Origin of the sequence: Streptomyces sp. NPDC088254 (assembly GCF_044740925.1) — a bacterium.
GTDB lineage: Bacteria > Actinomycetota > Actinomycetes > Streptomycetales > Streptomycetaceae > Streptomyces.
In genome coordinates this window covers 80,457-95,903 of the sequence record NZ_JBIURQ010000002.1, presented here as the reverse complement: position 1 = coordinate 95,903, position 15,447 = coordinate 80,457, and the positions used below count along the sequence as shown (strand labels likewise).

The 15,447-nt window shown below is 72.7% G+C and carries 11 protein-coding genes and 3 pseudogenes; 8 read left to right on the top strand and 6 right to left on the bottom strand.

Annotated elements, in window-relative coordinates; all coding sequences use genetic code 11:
* Positions 1–136: 136 nt before the first annotated feature.
* The 4 genes and pseudogenes from ACIOC0_RS07315 to ACIOC0_RS07300 all read left to right on the top strand — a co-directional run bounded on the left by ACIOC0_RS07315 (position 137) and on the right by ACIOC0_RS07300 (position 7,131).
* Positions 137–1,525 (top strand): hypothetical protein, encoded by a 1,389-nt coding sequence (locus tag ACIOC0_RS07315; protein WP_402153411.1) that lies wholly within the window; start codon positions 137–139, stop codon positions 1,523–1,525.
* Positions 1,526–1,781: 256 nt separating this feature from the next.
* Positions 1,782–3,041, top strand: coding sequence for a UDP-glucose/GDP-mannose dehydrogenase family protein (locus ACIOC0_RS07310; protein ID WP_352244941.1), 1,260 nt, complete (start codon positions 1,782–1,784; stop codon positions 3,039–3,041).
* 424 nt (positions 3,042–3,465) lie between these two features.
* Entirely contained in the window at positions 3,466–4,350 is an 885-nt protein-coding gene (locus ACIOC0_RS07305; protein ID WP_402154343.1) for a glycosyltransferase family 2 protein, read from the top strand.
* 430 nt (positions 4,351–4,780) lie between these two features.
* Positions 4,781–7,131 (top strand): annotated as a pseudogene (locus ACIOC0_RS07300) (BTAD domain-containing putative transcriptional regulator).
* Here ACIOC0_RS07300 and ACIOC0_RS07295 read toward each other — a convergent pair.
* Entirely contained in the window at positions 7,113–8,801 is a 1,689-nt protein-coding gene (locus ACIOC0_RS07295) for a bifunctional 3'-5' exonuclease/DNA polymerase (protein ID WP_402153409.1), read from the bottom strand. The pseudogene ACIOC0_RS07300 and the gene ACIOC0_RS07295 overlap by 19 nt on opposite strands.
* 87 nt (positions 8,802–8,888) lie before the next feature.
* Complete coding sequence (locus tag ACIOC0_RS07290; RefSeq protein ID WP_402153407.1) at positions 8,889–9,623, bottom strand: Clp protease N-terminal domain-containing protein; 735 nt, start codon at positions 9,621–9,623, stop codon at positions 8,889–8,891.
* A gap of 102 nt (positions 9,624–9,725) precedes the next feature.
* Here ACIOC0_RS07290 and ACIOC0_RS07285 point away from each other — a divergent pair, with 102 nt between their 5' ends.
* Positions 9,726–10,844, top strand: coding sequence for a DUF2786 domain-containing protein (locus ACIOC0_RS07285; protein ID WP_402153405.1), 1,119 nt, complete (start codon positions 9,726–9,728; stop codon positions 10,842–10,844).
* Between the two features lie 12 nt (positions 10,845–10,856).
* Here the strand turns inward: ACIOC0_RS07285 and ACIOC0_RS07280 are convergent, their stop codons facing one another.
* The 3 genes and pseudogenes from ACIOC0_RS07280 to ACIOC0_RS07270 all read right to left on the bottom strand — a co-directional run.
* Positions 10,857–11,399, bottom strand: a complete 543-nt coding sequence (locus ACIOC0_RS07280; protein ID WP_402153403.1) for a DUF4232 domain-containing protein — start codon at positions 11,397–11,399, stop codon at positions 10,857–10,859.
* Between the two features lie 79 nt (positions 11,400–11,478).
* Positions 11,479–12,033: a hypothetical protein gene (locus ACIOC0_RS07275; protein ID WP_402153401.1), complete on the bottom strand. Its 555-nt coding sequence runs from the start codon at positions 12,031–12,033 to the stop codon at positions 11,479–11,481.
* 130 nt (positions 12,034–12,163) lie between these two features.
* Positions 12,164–12,262 (bottom strand): annotated as a pseudogene (locus ACIOC0_RS07270) (30S ribosomal protein S14); the annotation flags it as partial.
* A 68-nt stretch (positions 12,263–12,330) separates the two neighbouring features.
* Here ACIOC0_RS07270 and rpsR point away from each other — a divergent pair.
* Together rpsR and ACIOC0_RS07260 are read left to right on the top strand one after the other, a co-directional pair.
* Positions 12,331–12,516, top strand: a pseudogene (rpsR, locus tag ACIOC0_RS07265) (30S ribosomal protein S18).
* 763 nt (positions 12,517–13,279) lie between these two features.
* The gene (locus ACIOC0_RS07260) at positions 13,280–13,540 is read left to right on the top strand and encodes a DUF397 domain-containing protein (RefSeq protein ID WP_207228730.1); all 261 of its coding nucleotides are present in this window, start codon (positions 13,280–13,282) and stop codon (positions 13,538–13,540) included.
* A gap of 117 nt (positions 13,541–13,657) precedes the next feature.
* Here the strand turns inward: ACIOC0_RS07260 and ACIOC0_RS07255 are convergent, their stop codons facing one another.
* Entirely contained in the window at positions 13,658–14,155 is a 498-nt protein-coding gene (locus tag ACIOC0_RS07255; protein ID WP_402153399.1) for an ATP-binding protein, read from the bottom strand.
* A 373-nt stretch (positions 14,156–14,528) separates the two neighbouring features.
* Here ACIOC0_RS07255 and ACIOC0_RS07250 point away from each other — a divergent pair, with 373 nt between their 5' ends.
* Positions 14,529–15,353, top strand: coding sequence for a helix-turn-helix transcriptional regulator (locus tag ACIOC0_RS07250; protein ID WP_358797084.1), 825 nt, complete (start codon positions 14,529–14,531; stop codon positions 15,351–15,353).
* Positions 15,354–15,447: the final 94 nt, after the last annotated feature.

Genomic DNA, 15,447 nt, shown 5'->3' with positions numbered 1-15,447 from the left:
GCCGTCCGAACCGACCGAGCAGCCTGTGAATCCCGAGTCATCCGTGCCGTCCGGGCCCGCTGTGCCTTCCGAGGAAGGGGGAGCGTCCTCCGGGGAGCCTTCCGCGGCCTCGAAGACGCCCGCCTCCGGGACGCCTGTGTCCTCGGGGACGCCCGCGTCTTCTTCGGACGGTCCGGCGACGGCCGCGGAAACGGACCCGGCGCCCGAGGAGGCTCCGGCTCCCAAGAAGGACGGCGAGTCGTCCTCCGCGCTGCCCGAGCCGGCGGAGGCCGCCGGCCAGGCTGAACCGGCGGAGGCCGCTGCACCGGCGGAGGCCGCCGGGCCGCCCATGCCGGCGTACGCGCCGTCGGCCGGCGGGGACGGCGGTGGCTCGTCGGCCTCCCGGCAGCCGGCCGTCTGGCTGGCCGGGGGCGCCTTCCTGCTCGCCCTGACCGCGCTCATCGTCGTGGTGGCGCGGGACGGCGACGCGGAGCCGAAGGTGACGGCCGGCGCCTCCACCGCCGGGCCCAGCGTGTCGCCGCCCGGGCTGCTGCCGGCCGAGGAGACCCCCTCCGCGCTGCCCAGCCGGTCGGTCGCCCCGAAGGCGCCGTCGACGGCCCGGCCCACCCGCGGGGCGGTGCCGTCCGAGGCCGTCAGCTGCCCGGCGGCCACCGTCAAGGTGAGCAACGCCGAGACGCTCGAACAGGCCCTCGCCCAGGCCCAGCCCGGGGACAGCATCGCGCTCGCCGCGGGCACGTACGCGGGCAACTTCGTCGCCGAGGTCTCCGGCACCGAGGCCAAGCCGATCTTCCTGTGCGGCGGCTCCGGGGCGGTCATCGACGGCGGCGACACCGACGACGGATACGCCTTCCACCTGAAGAACGCCAGCTACTGGCGGCTGGTCGGCTTCACCGTGCGCAACGCCCAGAAGGGCGTGATGGCGGACGGCGTCGTGGGCAGCGTCCTCCAGGGCCTCACCGTCGAGCAGATCGGCGACGAGGCCATCCATCTGCGCGACTTCAGCTCGGACAACATGGTCAGGGACAACACGATCCGTACGACCGGGCTGCGCCGTGAGAAGTTCGGCGAGGGCATCTACATCGGCACGGCCGAGTCCAACTGGTGCACGGTGACCGACTGCAAGACGGACACCAGCGACCGCAACGTGGTGATGGGCAACCACATCAGCGACACCACCGCGGAGTCCATCGACATCAAGGAAGGAACGAGCGACGGCAAGGTCATCGACAACACCTTCGACGGATCGAAGCTGAGCGGCTCGCACAACAACGACTCCTGGGTCGATGTGAAGGGCAACGGCTGGCTCCTGGAGGGCAACACCGGCAGCCACACGCCGATGGACGGCTTCCAGACCCACCAGATCGTCAGCGGCTGGGGCACCGGCAACACCTTCCGGGGCAACACCGCCAACGTGGACGGGCCGGGTTACGGCTTCCACCTCACGTCCGAGGGCAACAAGGTCGCCTGCGACAACAAGGCGAACGGCGCCAACGAGGGCCTCACCAACGTCGACTGCGGTTCCTGACGCCTACGGCCTCGCCCCGCCCGCACCTCACCGCCCGCAGATCTCCGCCTCCCGTCCCGACCACCCTCCCCTCTTCCCTCTCCCTCCTCCCCATCGCTCCGCAGACCGCCATCCGTGACCGGCTCGTGCGGCGGGCCGACGTGCCCTGACACACCCCCTGGAGACCACCGTGACCCTGAAGGACGACGCGCACACCGACGCACCCCGTCTCACCGTCATAGGCACCGGCTACCTCGGCGCCACCCACGCCATCTGCATGGCCGTCCTCGGCTTCGACGTCCTGGGCGTCGACGTCGACCCGGCCAAGATCGAGCGGCTGAACTCGGGTGAGGTGCCCTTCTTCGAGCCCGGCCTGCCGGAGCTGCTCGCCAAGGCCCTCGACAGCGGGCGGCTGCGGTTCTCCACGAGCTTCGCCGAGGCCGGCGAGTTCGGCGACGTGCACTTCATCTGCGTGGGCACGCCGCAGCAGCAGGGCTCGTACGCGGCCGACATGCGCTATGTCGACAGCGCGGTGGAGGAACTCGCCCGGCATCTGCACCGGCGGGCGCTGGTGGTCGGCAAGTCCACGGTGCCGGTGGGCACCGCCGCCCGGCTGGCGGAGGTCGTCCGGCGGACGGCACCGGCCGGGGCGGACGTCGAACTCGCCTGGAACCCTGAGTTCCTGCGGGAGGGGTACGCCGTCGACGACACCCTGCGGCCTGACCGGCTGGTCTTCGGCACGGAGTCGGAGTGGGCCGAGGAGCGGCTGCGCGCCGCGTTCGCGCCGGTGATCGCGCAGGGCACGCCGGTGGTCGTCACCGACCTGCCCACGGCGGAACTGGTCAAGGTCGCCGCCAACTCCTTCCTCGCCACCAAGATCTCGTACATCAACGCCATGGCGGAGGTGTGCGAGGCGACCGGCGCGGACGTCACGGGGCTCGCCGAGGCGCTGGCCTACGACGACCGCATCGGCGGCCGGTTCCTCAAGCCGGGCCTCGGCTTCGGCGGCGGCTGCCTGCCCAAGGACATCAGGGCCTTCAGCCACCGCGCCGAGGAGCTGGGCGTCGGGCAGGCCGTGTCCTTCCTGCGCGAGGTCGACGCCATCAACCAGCGCCGCCGGGCCCGCACGGTGGACCTGGTCCGTGAGCTGGCCGGCGGTGAGCTGGCCGGGGTGCGGGTGACCGCGCTGGGCGCGGCCTTCAAACCCAACTCCGACGACATCCGGGACGCGCCCGCCCTGGACGTGGCCCGGACGCTGCACCAGGCCGGCGCCGTGGTGACCGTCATCGACCCGGCGGCCACGGAGAACGCCCGGCGGGCCTACCCGGACCTGAACTACGGCACGGACGTCCTCACGGCGGCCCGCGAGGCGGACGTGGTGGTGCTGCTCACCGAGTGGGCCGAGTTCCGGGAGATCGAGCCCGACGCGATGGGCGCGGTCGTCGCCCACCGCCGGATCGTCGACGGCCGCCACGCTCTCGACCCCGCGAAGTGGCGTGCCGCCGGCTGGGAGTACCGGGCCCTGGGCCGCCCCTGACCTGCCCGTCGCGAGGGAGCTCTCGCCCGCCGCGAGAGCTCCGCTGCCTCCACCATTCACGGTTCACAGACCACCGTCCTTCCTTCTCGTCCAGGCCTGCAGACCCCACTGGGCGAGTCCGCCCACGGCGAGAGAGACGACGATCGCCCCGAGATCGATGACATGGGGGAGACCGGGGAAGAACGAATCCCCTTCAGCTGATCTGCCGGGTGGGCGAAGGGAACAACTGCGGGGCGTAGCAGTCACTCACCGCATGGCCGGCGTTTCATCACCATGTGTAAACAGCCGATCGGAAAGCTGACCTGGAGAAGGTGAACGGGCCGCCGTCCGGGCAACGTCGGTGGCTGAGGCACCATCTAGGTGGACGACGGGCGTCGCGCGCACGGGCGTGGCCGCCCTCGCAGAGCCGGACGGAGAGTGGGACGTGGTGGAGCCGAGGATCGCCGTTGCCGTGGTGACGATGGGCAACCGGCCCGCCGAGGTCGACGCCCTGCTGGAGTCCGTCGCCAAGCAGGACCTCCCGCCCGTCCGCATCGTGATCGTCGGCAACGGCTGCCGGCTCCCCGACTTCGCCCGCCGACTCTCGCTGCCCGGCGAGGTGACCGTCATCGAGGTCGACGACAACCTGGGCTGCCCGGGCGGCCGCAACGTCGCCCTGGCCCGCCTGCGCGAGCACGGCGACGTCGACGTCGTCGTCGAACTGGACGACGACGGGCTCCTCGTGGACGCGGACGTCCTGCGCAGGGTCCGCGACCTGTACGCCGCCGACCCGCGCCTCGGCATCGTCGGCTTCCGCATTGCCGACGAGAACGGCGAGACGCAGCGCCGGCACGTGCCGCGCGTCGGCGCCTCCGATCCCATGGTGGGCGGCTACGTCACCGGTTTCCTCGGCGGCGGCCACGCCCTGAGCATGGCCATGCTCGACCAGACCGGCGACTGGCCCGCCGAGTTCTTCTTCGCCCATGAGGAGACCGACCTGGCCTGGCGCGCCACCGACGCCGGCTGGAAGATCCTCTACGCCCCCGAGCTGCTCCTGCAGCATCCCAAGACCTCGCCCGCCCGGCACGCCGTCTACCACCGCGTCACCGCCCGCAACCGTGTCTGGTTGGTCCGGCGCAACCTGCCGCTGCCGCTCATCCCGGTGCACCTGGGCGTGTGGATCGCCGTCACCCTGCTGCGCACCCGCTCGCTCGGCGGGCTGAAGGCCTGGTTCGGCGGCTTCGCGGAGGGCGTGCGCGAACCGGCCGGCGCGCGGCGGCCCATGCGGTGGCGGACGGTGTGGCGGCTGGGCCGGCCGCCGGTCATCTGACACCCCGGCACCCGCCTGCACCGGGGCGCGCGGTACGTGAAAACGGGGCGCGGGCCCCGGTCGTTCACCTCTGCCGACCGGGCCCGGACGCGCCCCCAACTCCAGCCGCGGCGGCGACACTCCCCCGAGCAACGCGTTCTACGCGCGCGCCGTCGGGCCGGAGCCGATGTTGTGATCACATCAGGCCACACCAACGAATCGCTAACATGTTGCCAACGGTTCTGCGTATCACCGCTGGTCGTCCGGCCTAAGCCGCCGGACGGGCAAGGGGGACGGCCGCGACGGCAGCCGGATTCCGCCGGGAACCGCCAGGGACAGGATGGCGTGACACCGCTGGCTCAGGAATCAAAACCCGCCAACAGAACGGCAGGTGACGCGTGGAGACACGACAGGCCGGTACACGGCGTGTGAAAGGGCGAAGGTCGGCGTGATGCGGTACGAGCTGCGGTTCGGACTGCTGGGAGCGCCGGTCCTCTACGACGCCGGCTCCCCTCTCTCCCGCAGCGCCCATGGCGATGACGGCCCGCACGGCGTCCCCCTCCCCGCGGCGAGGACCGTCCGCAGCCCCAAGGCGCGTGTCCTGCTGGCCGCCCTGCTGCTCGACGCCGGACGGATCGTCCCCGTCGACTCGCTCAAGGAGGCGTTGTGGGGCGGCGCGCCGCCGCCGTCCGCCCAGGCCTCGCTGCACAACAACGTGTCCCGGCTGCGCCGGCTGCTCGACGACCCGGACCGGCTGCGGGCGGCCCCGCCGGGGTACCGGCTCCGGGTCGACCACGGCGAGCTCGACGTCCACGTCTTCGAACGCCATCTCGCGGCGGCGCGCGGTGCGTTCGCCGCCCGGAACTGGGAGCGGGTCGTCCACGAGTGCGAGGCCGCGCTCACGCTGTGGCGCGGCACACCGCTCGCCGGGCTTCCCGCCGAACTCGGGGGCTACGCACTCGTCCAGCGTCTGAAGGAGGCCCGGCTGCTGTTGCTGGAGTGGCGCTACGACGCCGAACTGGCGCTGGGTGACGGCGAACTGGACCGTCTCGTCCCGGAGCTGACGGAGCTCGCCGCCGAGCATCCGCTGCGCGAGTCCTACCACCGGCAGCTCATGTTCGCCCTGCACCGCGCGGGCCGCCGCGCCGAGGCCCTCGCCGTCCACCGCGACCTGCGCACGCGCTTGGTCGAGGAACTCGGCGTCGAGCCGGGCCCGACGGTGAGCGAGGCCCATGTGGAGGTGCTGCGGGGCGCGAGGGAAGGGGCGGTGAGCGGTGTCGCGGGGGGCGCGGCGGGCGGGTCCGCGGGCGGTGCAGGGGGCGATGCCGGGAGGCACGCCGAGGTCGAGGCGGTGAAGCACGGCGAGGCCGACGCCGTGAGGCATCCCGAAGCCGACGGCGTGAGGCATGCCGAGGTCCACGGCGTGAGGCATGCCGAGGCCGACGGCGTGAGGCATCCCGAAACCGACGGCGTGAGGCATGCCGAGGTCCACGGCGTGAGGCATCCCGAAGCCGACCCCGATTCACGGGTAGAGGCCGACCCCGTGACGGGCTTCGCCCCCTCGCCCGCGCCGACCTCACCCCGTCCCGCCCAACTCCCACCCCCGGCAGGCCATTTCACCGGCCGCGCAGACCTCCTCCACCGTCTCCGCGAGGCTGTCGCCTCTGAGCCCACGGCGGGGCCCCTCGTCATCAGCGGGGTGGCCGGCGTGGGCAAGAGCGCTCTCGCTCTCCAGGTCGCCCACCAGGTGAAGGAACGTTTCCCCGACGGTCAGCTCTACCTCGACCTGCACGGCGCGACCCCCGGCACGACCCCGCTCACCCCGGCCCGGGCCCTCGCCGCCCTCCTGCGCCATCTCGGCGTCGGTCCCCGCCACGTCCCCGAACCGCCGGACGCGGCAGCCGCGTTGCTGCGCACCCTGCTGGCGCAGACCCGCACGCTCCTCGTCCTGGACGACGTCGCGCACGCCGCTCAGGTACGCCCCCTGCTCCCCGCCGGCCCGGGCTGCGCGGTCATCGTCACCAGCCGTTCCCCGCTCACCGCTCTCGACGGGGCGCACCGCTTCCCCCTCACCCCGCTGTCGGCCGAGGAGAGCGCGGAGCTGCTCCGTAAGGCCTCGGGCCGCGCGCCCCACGCCGGGCACGTGAACCCCACCGCTCCCGTCCACGCCCGTGATCACGGACACGACCACGGACCCCACGACCTCACCGCCTCCCACCCCCTCGTCGAGCTCACCGGACGGCTGCCCCTCGCCCTGCGCGTGGTCGCCGCTCGCCTGGCCGCCCGCAGCCACCTCACCCCTGACGCGCTGGCCCGCCGACTCGCCGCCCCCGGGAGCAGGTTGCCTCACCTGGAGTACGACGACCTCAGCGTCCGCCGCTCCCTCGCCGTCGCCCACGACGCCCTCGCCGCCTCCGACCGCGAGGCGGACCGGGACGCCGTACTCGTCCTGCGCCGCGTCGGGGGCCACGAGCTGCCCACGTACGGTGTGCCGCTGCTGGCCCGTCTCGCCGGCATCGACGAGCGGCGCGCGGAGGCCGCCCTCGACCGGCTCGTCGACGTGGCCCTGCTGGAGGAGACGGCGTACGGCCGGTACGTCCCGCACGTACTCGTACGGGACTTCGCCCGGGAACTCGCGGAGGCGCCGCCGACCTGACCGCCCCCGCGCCGCACCGGTACGCCACCGTGACCGGACACGGCCCAGCCGTCATCGCCGAGCCGGGCGCCGCCCGGGACGACCGCCGACCGACCTCCCTCCGGGGCGCTGTGGAAACCGCTCGCGCTCACTTCGCGTCGGCATAGCACTCCACCACCGCGGTCGTGAACGGGAACCGCACCGGCGTCTCGCCGAACGTCAGCCGTCCGGCCAGGTCGGCGGCCTCGCGGATCGCGGCGACGACCGTCTCCGCCTCCTCCTCGGGACAGTGCACGATCACTTCGTCGTGCTGGAAGAAGACCAGCTCGGCCGCCATGTCCGCGCAGGCGCGCCGCAGCGCGGCGAGCAGCAGCAGGGCCCAGTCGGCGGCGCTGCCCTGGACGACGAAGTTGCGGGCGAAGCGGCCACGCGCGCGGGCGCCCGAGGAGGTCTGTCCCGGCGTCCGCTGCCGGCCGTCGGACTGGTCTTCGCCGCCCACGGGGATGCCGGCCTCCTCCGAGGCGTCGTCGCCCGCGCCGGCCGCCGGCGGGCAGGTCCGCCCCAGCCAGGTGCGCACCAGCCGGCCTTCCTCGCCGGCCCGCGCCGCGTCGTCGACGTAGGCCACCGCGCGCGGGAAGCGGCGGCGGAGCGCGGCGAGGTTCTTCAGGCCGTCGCCGGAGGTCTGGCCGTAGACCGCGCCGAGCACCGCCAGCTTGGCCTGGGCGCGGTCGCCCGAGAAGGCGCGGTCGGAGACCGACTGGTACAGGTCGCTCTCCCGGCCCGCCACCTCCATCAGCCCGGGGTCTCGGGAGATCGCGGCGAGCACGCGCGGCTCCATCTGGTCGGCGTCCGCGACGACGAGCCGCCAGCCGGGGTCGGCGACGACGGCCCGCCGGATGACCTTCGGGATCTGCAAGGCGCCCCCGCCGTTGGTCACCCAGCGCCCGGTCACGGTCCCGCCCGCGAGGAACTCGGGCCGGAACCGGCCGTCGCGGACCCAGTCGTGCAGCCAGGACCAGCCGTGGGCGACCCAGATGCGGTAGAGCTTCTTGTACTCGATCAGCGGCTTCACGGCCGGATGGTCGATGGACTCGATCTCCCAGCGCCGTGTGGACGTCACCCGGATGCCGGCCCCCGCGAAGGCCTTGACGACGTCGGCGGGCAGGTCGGGCCGCACCCGTCGGCCGAACGCGGCGGACACCTCGTCGGCCAGCTCGGCGAGCCGCCGGGGCTCGCCCCCGCCCGCGTACCGCTCGCCCAGCAGGTCGTGCAGCACCGCGCGGTGCACCTCGGCGCTCCACGGCAGCCCCGACCGGTTCATCTCGGCGGCGACCAGCATCCCCGCCGACTCGGCCGCCGTCAGCAGCCGCATCCGCTCCGGGTGCTCCGCCCGGTCGTGCCGCCGCTGCTGCTCGGCGTAGACGGCGAGGAGGTCGGCCAGTGGGAGCGACGAGCCCTCCGGTTCGAACAGCGGGGACTGCGCCCCGGGTTCGGCGGAGCGCTGGGGCGGATCCGGCGGCACGGGTCCGCCGCGCAGCCGGGCCAGCGCGGCGGCGGCCGAACGGGGCTCGCCCGACCGCCCCTCGTGGCCCAGCAGGAGCGTCTCGGCGTCCTCGACGTCGTAGCACCGCTCTGCTCGCACCCCCGCGGCGAGCAGACGCGGATACACCTCGGCCGTGGACCGCCACACCCATCGCCCGACCTCGGGCCGCGCCCGTACGGCCGCCACGAGGTCCGGTTCCCGCAGCACCGGACCGGCGGGCAGCCCGTCCGGGCCGAGGAGGGCGAGCTCGGCGCCGCCGTCCCCGGCCGGAGCGAGAGCCCACCGGTCGGTCATGCCGCGAGTGTGACAGGCGCCTCTGACAACGGCCCCCGGTCGCCGCCCGACGGCGGCTCGGGAAGCCCGTCCGGCGTCCGTCGGCGCTCAGTCGCCGTTCCGCGGGAACGCCGCGATCTTCTCCAGCGCCTGGGCGACGTACCGCTCGGTGGCGGTCTTCTCGACGCCCAGGCCGCTGAGGACGCCCCGGCCGTTCTCGAACTCCAGCAGGGCCAGCAGGATGTGCTCGGTGCCGATGTAGTTGTGGCCGAGGCGGAGGGCCTCGCGGAAGGTGAGCTCCAGGACCTTCTTGGCGTCCGAGCCGTAGGGCACCAGGTCCGGCGCCTCCTCCACGGCCGGCGGCAGCGCGGCGGTCGCCGCCTCTCGCGCGGCGTCCGCGGAGACGCCCTGCTCGTTCAGCGCCTTCGCCGCGAGGCCCTCGGGCTCGGCGAACAGACCGAGGACCAGGTGGGCGGGCAGCCCCTCGGCGTTGCGGGCCGCCTTGGCCTCGTTGTGCGCGGCCATGACGACGCTCCGCGCGCGCGGGGTGTAGCGGCTGAAGCCCTGACCGGGGTCGAGGTCCGCCGACTCCTTCGGCACGAACCTCTTCTGCGCCGCCTGCCGGGTCACCCCCATGCTCTTGCCGATGTCCGTCCAGGAGGCCCCGGAACGGCGGGCCTGGTCCACGAAGTGGCCGATCAGGTGGTCGGCGACGTCGCCGAGGTGTTCGGCCGCGATGACGGCGTCCTGGAGCTGGTCGAGGGGTTCGGGATGGACCTTCTTGATGGCGCCGATGAGGTCGTCGAGGCGGATGGACGACGTGGGATCCTGTGGCGAGGTCATGTGTCAACCGTAGGTTGACACACCTTGGGTGTCAACCTCGCGTTGACAGTCGAAAGGAGTGCCCTAGGAATCGGCCTCCCGCGCGCGTGGCACGATCACCGGATGAGCAGCAGTACGCCCCCCACCGTCGACCGAGCCTTCCGGGCCGCCCTGTACGAAGCCGGTGACTCCGCCCTGGACGCCGGCGCCTCCCTCCTCGCCGCCGACCCCGCGGCGGACGCAGAACTCGACCGGCGCGGCCAGGAGTTCGTGGCGACGGCCTGGCGGCGGGGCTGGCAGCCGGCGGACGTCGTGCGGATCGTCGGGCGGGACCTGGACGACGTGCACGTGCGCCTGGTCTCGGCGCTGATCCGCGCCCAGGCCGGCGACGACCGCCCCCGTGGGCGGCGCTGGGCGGCCCAGCTGGAGGAGATCGAAGGCGGGGCCCCGTCCCGTACGGACCGCTTCTCGCACGCCACCGCTGTCCTGGAGCTCTACCGTCTGCTGCTGCGCCTGCCGGCCCTCGAGCCCCTGGACGAGCAGGCGCCGCAGCGACAGCCCCGTTCCGACGCCCACTCCCGCATGCTCACCCGCATCCGCGCGCTGCTCGCCAAGGCGGAGGCGACGGGCTACCCGGAGGAGGCGGAGGCGCTCACCGCGAAGGCGCAGGAGCTGATGGCCCGGCACAGCGTCGACGAGGCCCTGCTCGACGCCCAAGCGCCGGCGCCGGACGCGCCCGGAGCCTGCCGTATCGGCGTGGAGCCGCCGTACGAGCAGGCCAAGGCGGTGCTGCTGGACGCGGTGGCCGACGCGAACCACTGCCGGGCGGTGTGGAACGAACCGTTCTGCTTCTCCACGGTCGTCGGCTTCGAAGCCGACCTGGACGCCGTGGAACTGCTCTACACCTCGCTCCTGGTGCAGGCGCAGACCGCGATGACGAAGGCGGAGGCGGCGCAGCGGGCGTCAGGCCGCAAGCGCACGAAGACCTTCCGGCAGTCCTTCCTCGCCGCCTACGCCCACCGCATGGGCACCCGTCTGACGGCCGCCGCCGAGACGCAGGTGACCGACGACCTGCTGCCCGTCCTGGCCTCCCGCGAGGTCGCGGTGACGGCGGCGGCGGACCGGATGTTCCCGGAGACCACCACCACCCGTCTGCGCGGCGTCACCGACGAGGCGGGCTGGACGCAGGGCGCGCAGGCAGCGGACCACGCACGCGTGCACGAGCGTCCGCACCTGCCCTGACGTACGCCTTCCTCAGTCCCCGGCCTGCTGGAAGCCGCTGACCGAGGCGTCCGGCGTCTTGCCGTCCTTCAGGGCCACCGCGCCGTAGGACCACTCGAAGCTCTCCGTGGCCGAGGCGCCGGGCAGGCCGTACTTCGCCGTCTTGGCGGCGAGGCTCTTGTCGCCGCCGTCCTCGCCGCGGACGTAGGTGATGGTGAAGGAGGTGGTGCCCTGCGCGGGCAGCGTCAGCTTCTGGGGCGCGGCGGCCGCGTCCGCGGGAATGGCGGCCTTGGTGCCGTCGGCCTCCAGCTCGACGGTGGGGAAGCCGTCCAGGGTGCAGTCGGAGCCCTTGTTGGTGAGGGTGACGGTGACGTTGCCGCTGTCGCCGACGGCGGGGGCGGCGTTGACCGGGCCGACCTGCGCGGCCAGGTCGCAGGCGGAGCCGGCCGGGGCCCCGGCCGAACTCGTCGGGGCCTTGCTCTTCGCGTCGTCCGAGGAACTGTCGTCCCCTCCGCCGCAGGCGGTGAGGAGCAGGGCGGTCGTGAGAGCGGTGACGGTGATCGGAACGGCGCGCATGTGTGGGGTTCCTTCGGATGACGTGACGGTGCTCGAAGGATCATCACGCATGAACCCCACCCTCCGTTTACCCGGCCCCCTACGTCCCGAGGCCCGCCGTCGGCAGTCCCGAGGGCAGTCGGCCGTCTTCCGCCTTGGTGTAGGTCTCCGCGCCGGTTCCGCCCTCCCAGGTGACCTTGAGGGATGCCTTGTCGACGGAGTCGACCATGCCGGTCGTGCGGTCGCTCTTCCCGCCGGGGCACTTGAGGCGGATCATGCGCATGTCCGATTCCTCGCGGGCGGTCCCGGTGCACATGGTTCCGCCGGACGCGAAGAGCGCCGCCTTGTCGCCGGTGATGACGAGGGCGACGGCCTGGCCGCCCGTGGTGGCGAGCCAGCTGCCCTCCAGCGGGCCGCCGGCCGAGGCGGAACTCGACCCTCCGGTGCCGCCTCCCGTGTCCGTCGTGGCGGTCGCGGTCGGCGTGGGGGAGGGGCCGTCGTCCGCGCCGCCGCCTCCGCCGCACGCGGTCAGCACGAACGCGCCGACCAGGGCCGCCAGCGCGGCGACCGCGCGCACCGGCCGACGGACCGTCCCGCGCGAGGGACGCGCGGCAGCGGTGCACGGAGCGGGCGTGGAACCCGAAAAGATCGCCATGGTCACCTGGTTCCTCCGAGGATCAGCGGCCGACCCGGTCGGCGCAAGCTACCAGCCCCGCCGTCGGCCGCCTGACGGGGCCTCCCGGCGGGCCGTCCCCTCGGGCGGCCCCGCCCTCGACGGTCACCGCCTACCAGGAGGCCTTTCGCACCCCCGGCAGATGGCCCGCGTGCGCCTGCCCCCGCAAGCTCACGCGGGACAGTCCGAAGGTGCGGAGGTAGCCGCGCGGGTGGCAAGCCCGGCCGCAAACCGGACCGCAAGGCCGGCGGCAACCCTGCCAAGAACCGCCCCAACCCGCTGGACCGGGCCGGCATCGAGTACATCGACTACAAGGACACCGATCTGTTGCGGAAGTTCCTCTCCGACCGGGGCAAGATCCGCAGCCGTCGCGTCACCCGGGTCACCGCCCAGCAGTAACGCCGACTGTCCCGAGCGATCAAGAACGCCCGTGAGATGGCCCTGCTCCCGTACGGCAGCCGCTGACGGCGCCGAGAGCGGCACGGCCCGAACGGCCGCCGGTCCCCGCCCCGGTGGACCGCAAGAGTTCGGCCACCGTCGCAGGAGCGGGCGCTTCGGCGGTGTACGTGGTCGACCTCATTCGTACGAGCAGAAGATACGCCTCACGTCCCGCTGTCCCGGACCGTGATTCCGGTCGCATCTGCGGACGTGCGTCGGCTTGGCGTCGGCCGGAGAGCGGGCATCGCGCTCACCCCTGTGGAGGATCCCTCCCTCGTCCACGGGGTGGGCGCTTTTCGCTTCCCGGGCCGCCGGTGTCCCGTCCCGGCCTGCTCGTGCCGGGGCCCGGGAGCTCGCGGCGGCGGAAGGTGACCCACCGGAGTCCCGTCGGCCGTGTCGAGCGGACGGGCGGCGTCCGCCCCAGGCGGGAGGGACCCCGGCTCGCGCCGGCGACCCCGCGCGGCCGCCCGTCGGGTGAATCGGTGGCATGCCGACGGAACAGGAGGGCGACCCGGCGCGTCTCTTCTTCTGCGGGAGTGGTTCGATCCGAACTACTTCGCCCGGACGCCCGGACGCTCGCCCGACCGGGGCGGCACAGCAGTCTGCGGCGCCGGCACTGTAACCGCCCAAGCACCCCTCGTGCACGTGCATCTGCTCATGCATCCGCACGTGAACAAGGTTATGATCCGAGACAGTTGACTACGGCATCAAACGCCACATCAGTCACAGAGCCACACGCCATACAGCGCCACAGCCACACACGAGCCGGTGCAGCACCAGGGAGCGACCTGTGGACCACGACGTTGACGGGGGGTACGACGTGCACAACGGCATGACCGCGACACAGTTGTACGGGGTTGCCTGGCAGAAGAGCCGGCACAGCAACTCGCAGGGTTCCTGCGTGGAGTTCGCGCGACTGCCGGGCGGCGACGTGGCCGTGCGCAACTCGCGCTTCCCGGACGGCCCCGCGCTCGTCTACACGCGCGCCGAGATCGAGGCCATGCTGCTCGGCATCAAGGACGGCGAGTTCGACCACCTGATCGCCGGCTGACACCACCGCCCGCGACGCCGAACGGGCGGCGGCCGGGGGGGGAACAGTGCTGCACCCGGTGCGCCAGGCACCGGGCGACGCGCGTAGAACCGCGACGCCGGAAAGCGCCGCGGTCCGTCACTCGGCGGGAGGGCGCAGCCGGAACAGCGCCCACACCACCTTGCCGCCCAGTTTCCCGGAGAGCGGGTGCCAGCCCCAGCCGTCGGTGAAGGACTCGACGAGGAGCAGGCCGCGCCCGGACTCCGCCGAGAAGTCCTCGGCCTCGCCGGGTACGGGGCTCTCGCGGCTGGGGTCGCGCACGGCGCACACCAGCCGCCCGGTCCAGCGCATCAGATGCAGCCGCACCGGCGGGCTCTGCTCGGGCTCGCGGGGGGCGGGCACGCGCGGGGAGTCCTCGGGTGACAGCCCGTGCCGCAGCGCGTTGGTCACCAGCTCCGAGACCACGAGGCAGACGTCGTCGAAACAGTCGCCGATGTCCCACTGGCCCAGGGTCCTGCGGGTGAACTGCCTTGCCTCGCGCACCGCTTCCAAGCGGGCGGGCAGTGCGCAGGAGGCCGCGTCGGACACGGCCGCGGGATCAAGCGGCGGAAGGCCCTGCCGTAACGGCTCGAGCATGGTCGATCCATTCGTCCCCATGCGAGGCACTCCCGGGATTCGCGGTCGTTGCGATGCAGCGGTGGCGCGGGACCATGGTTTCGGATGCGTAGAGCAGATGCAAGGGCAGATGCACGTGCACCTGACCGAAATGGACCTGCCCGTACCGCTTCTTGGCCATTTTTTCCGCCATACTCTCGCTGTCCATAGGGACTTCCCTTGCTTTCTCCTCACTCTTCCTTCGCGCCGCTCCGTGCGTATCCTTGGGTTCTTTCATCTCTGTAACCGGACGAGTACTGCTCGAAGTGTTTTAGTGGCAGACTGCGGGCCCTGGGAACGGCTGGGGAGGCTGGCGAAAGTGAGCGCGGGAGAGCCCGGATCGGTGGTGCGGCGCATGCTGCTCGGTTCGCAACTACGGCGACTGCGCGAGACGCGCGGCATCACACGCGAGGCGGCCGGGTACTCCATCCGCGCCTCGGAGTCGAAGATCAGCCGTATGGAACTGGGCCGGGTGAGCTTCAAGACACGGGACGTGGAAGACCTGTTGACGCTCTACGGGATCACGGACGAGGCGGAACGCCAGGCGCTGGTCGGACTCGCCCGCGAGGCCAACGTGGCCGGCTGGTGGCACAGTTACTCCGACGTGCTCCCCAACTGGTTCCCCACGTACGTCGGTCTGGAAGGCGCGGCGGCGCTGATCCGCGCGTACGAGGTGCAGTTCGTGCACGGGCTGCTGCAGACGGAGGCGTACGCGCACGCGGTGGTGCGGCGCGGCATGAAGGGCGCGAGCGCGGCCGACGTCGACCGGCGCGTGGCCCTGCGGCTGGAGCGGCAGAAGTACCTCGTGGCGGAGAACGCCCCCGACGTCCACATCGTCCTCGACGAGGCGGCCCTGCGCCGGCCCTACGGCGACCGCGAGGTGATGCGCGGGCAGCTCCAGCACCTGATCGAGATCTCCGAGCGGCCCAACGTGCGGCTGCAGATCATGCCGTTCAGCTTCGGCGGCCACGCGGGGGAGAGCGGGGCGTTCACGATCCTGAGCTTCCCGGAGTCCGACCTGTCGGACGTGGTCTACCTGGAGCAGCTCACCAGCGCCCTGTATCTGGACAAACACGAGGACGTCGCCCAGTACGAGCAGGCGCTGAAGGAGCTCCAGCAGGACGGACCGGGCCCGGACGAGAGCCGGGACCTGCTGCGCGGCCTGCTGCAGTTGTCCTGAGCGTCACTCCCAACTCCCTTGTCACACACGTACCATGACGTGTGATCAGATCGTGATTACCGAACGCGGTCGAGCGGAACCGATCACATCAGGG

What these genes read in the sequence shown, in the direction of transcription:
- ACIOC0_RS07310 (WP_352244941.1), top strand. Translation starts at nt 1,782, where the DNA reads ATGGCCGTCCTCGGCTTCGACGTCCTGGGCGTCGACGTCGACCCGGCC.
- ACIOC0_RS07295 (WP_402153409.1), bottom strand. Translation starts at nt 8,801, where the DNA reads ATGACCGACCGGTGGGCTCTCGCTCCGGCCGGGGACGGCGGCGCCGAG.
- ACIOC0_RS07290 (WP_402153407.1), bottom strand. Translation starts at nt 9,623, where the DNA reads ATGACCTCGCCACAGGATCCCACGTCGTCCATCCGCCTCGACGACCTC.
- ACIOC0_RS07285 (WP_402153405.1), top strand. Translation starts at nt 9,726, where the DNA reads ATGAGCAGCAGTACGCCCCCCACCGTCGACCGAGCCTTCCGGGCCGCC.
- ACIOC0_RS07280 (WP_402153403.1), bottom strand. Translation starts at nt 11,399, where the DNA reads ATGCGCGCCGTTCCGATCACCGTCACCGCTCTCACGACCGCCCTGCTC.
- ACIOC0_RS07275 (WP_402153401.1), bottom strand. Translation starts at nt 12,033, where the DNA reads ATGGCGATCTTTTCGGGTTCCACGCCCGCTCCGTGCACCGCTGCCGCG.
- ACIOC0_RS07255 (WP_402153399.1), bottom strand. Translation starts at nt 14,155, where the DNA reads ATGCTCGAGCCGTTACGGCAGGGCCTTCCGCCGCTTGATCCCGCGGCC.
- ACIOC0_RS07250 (WP_358797084.1), top strand. Translation starts at nt 14,529, where the DNA reads ATGCTGCTCGGTTCGCAACTACGGCGACTGCGCGAGACGCGCGGCATC.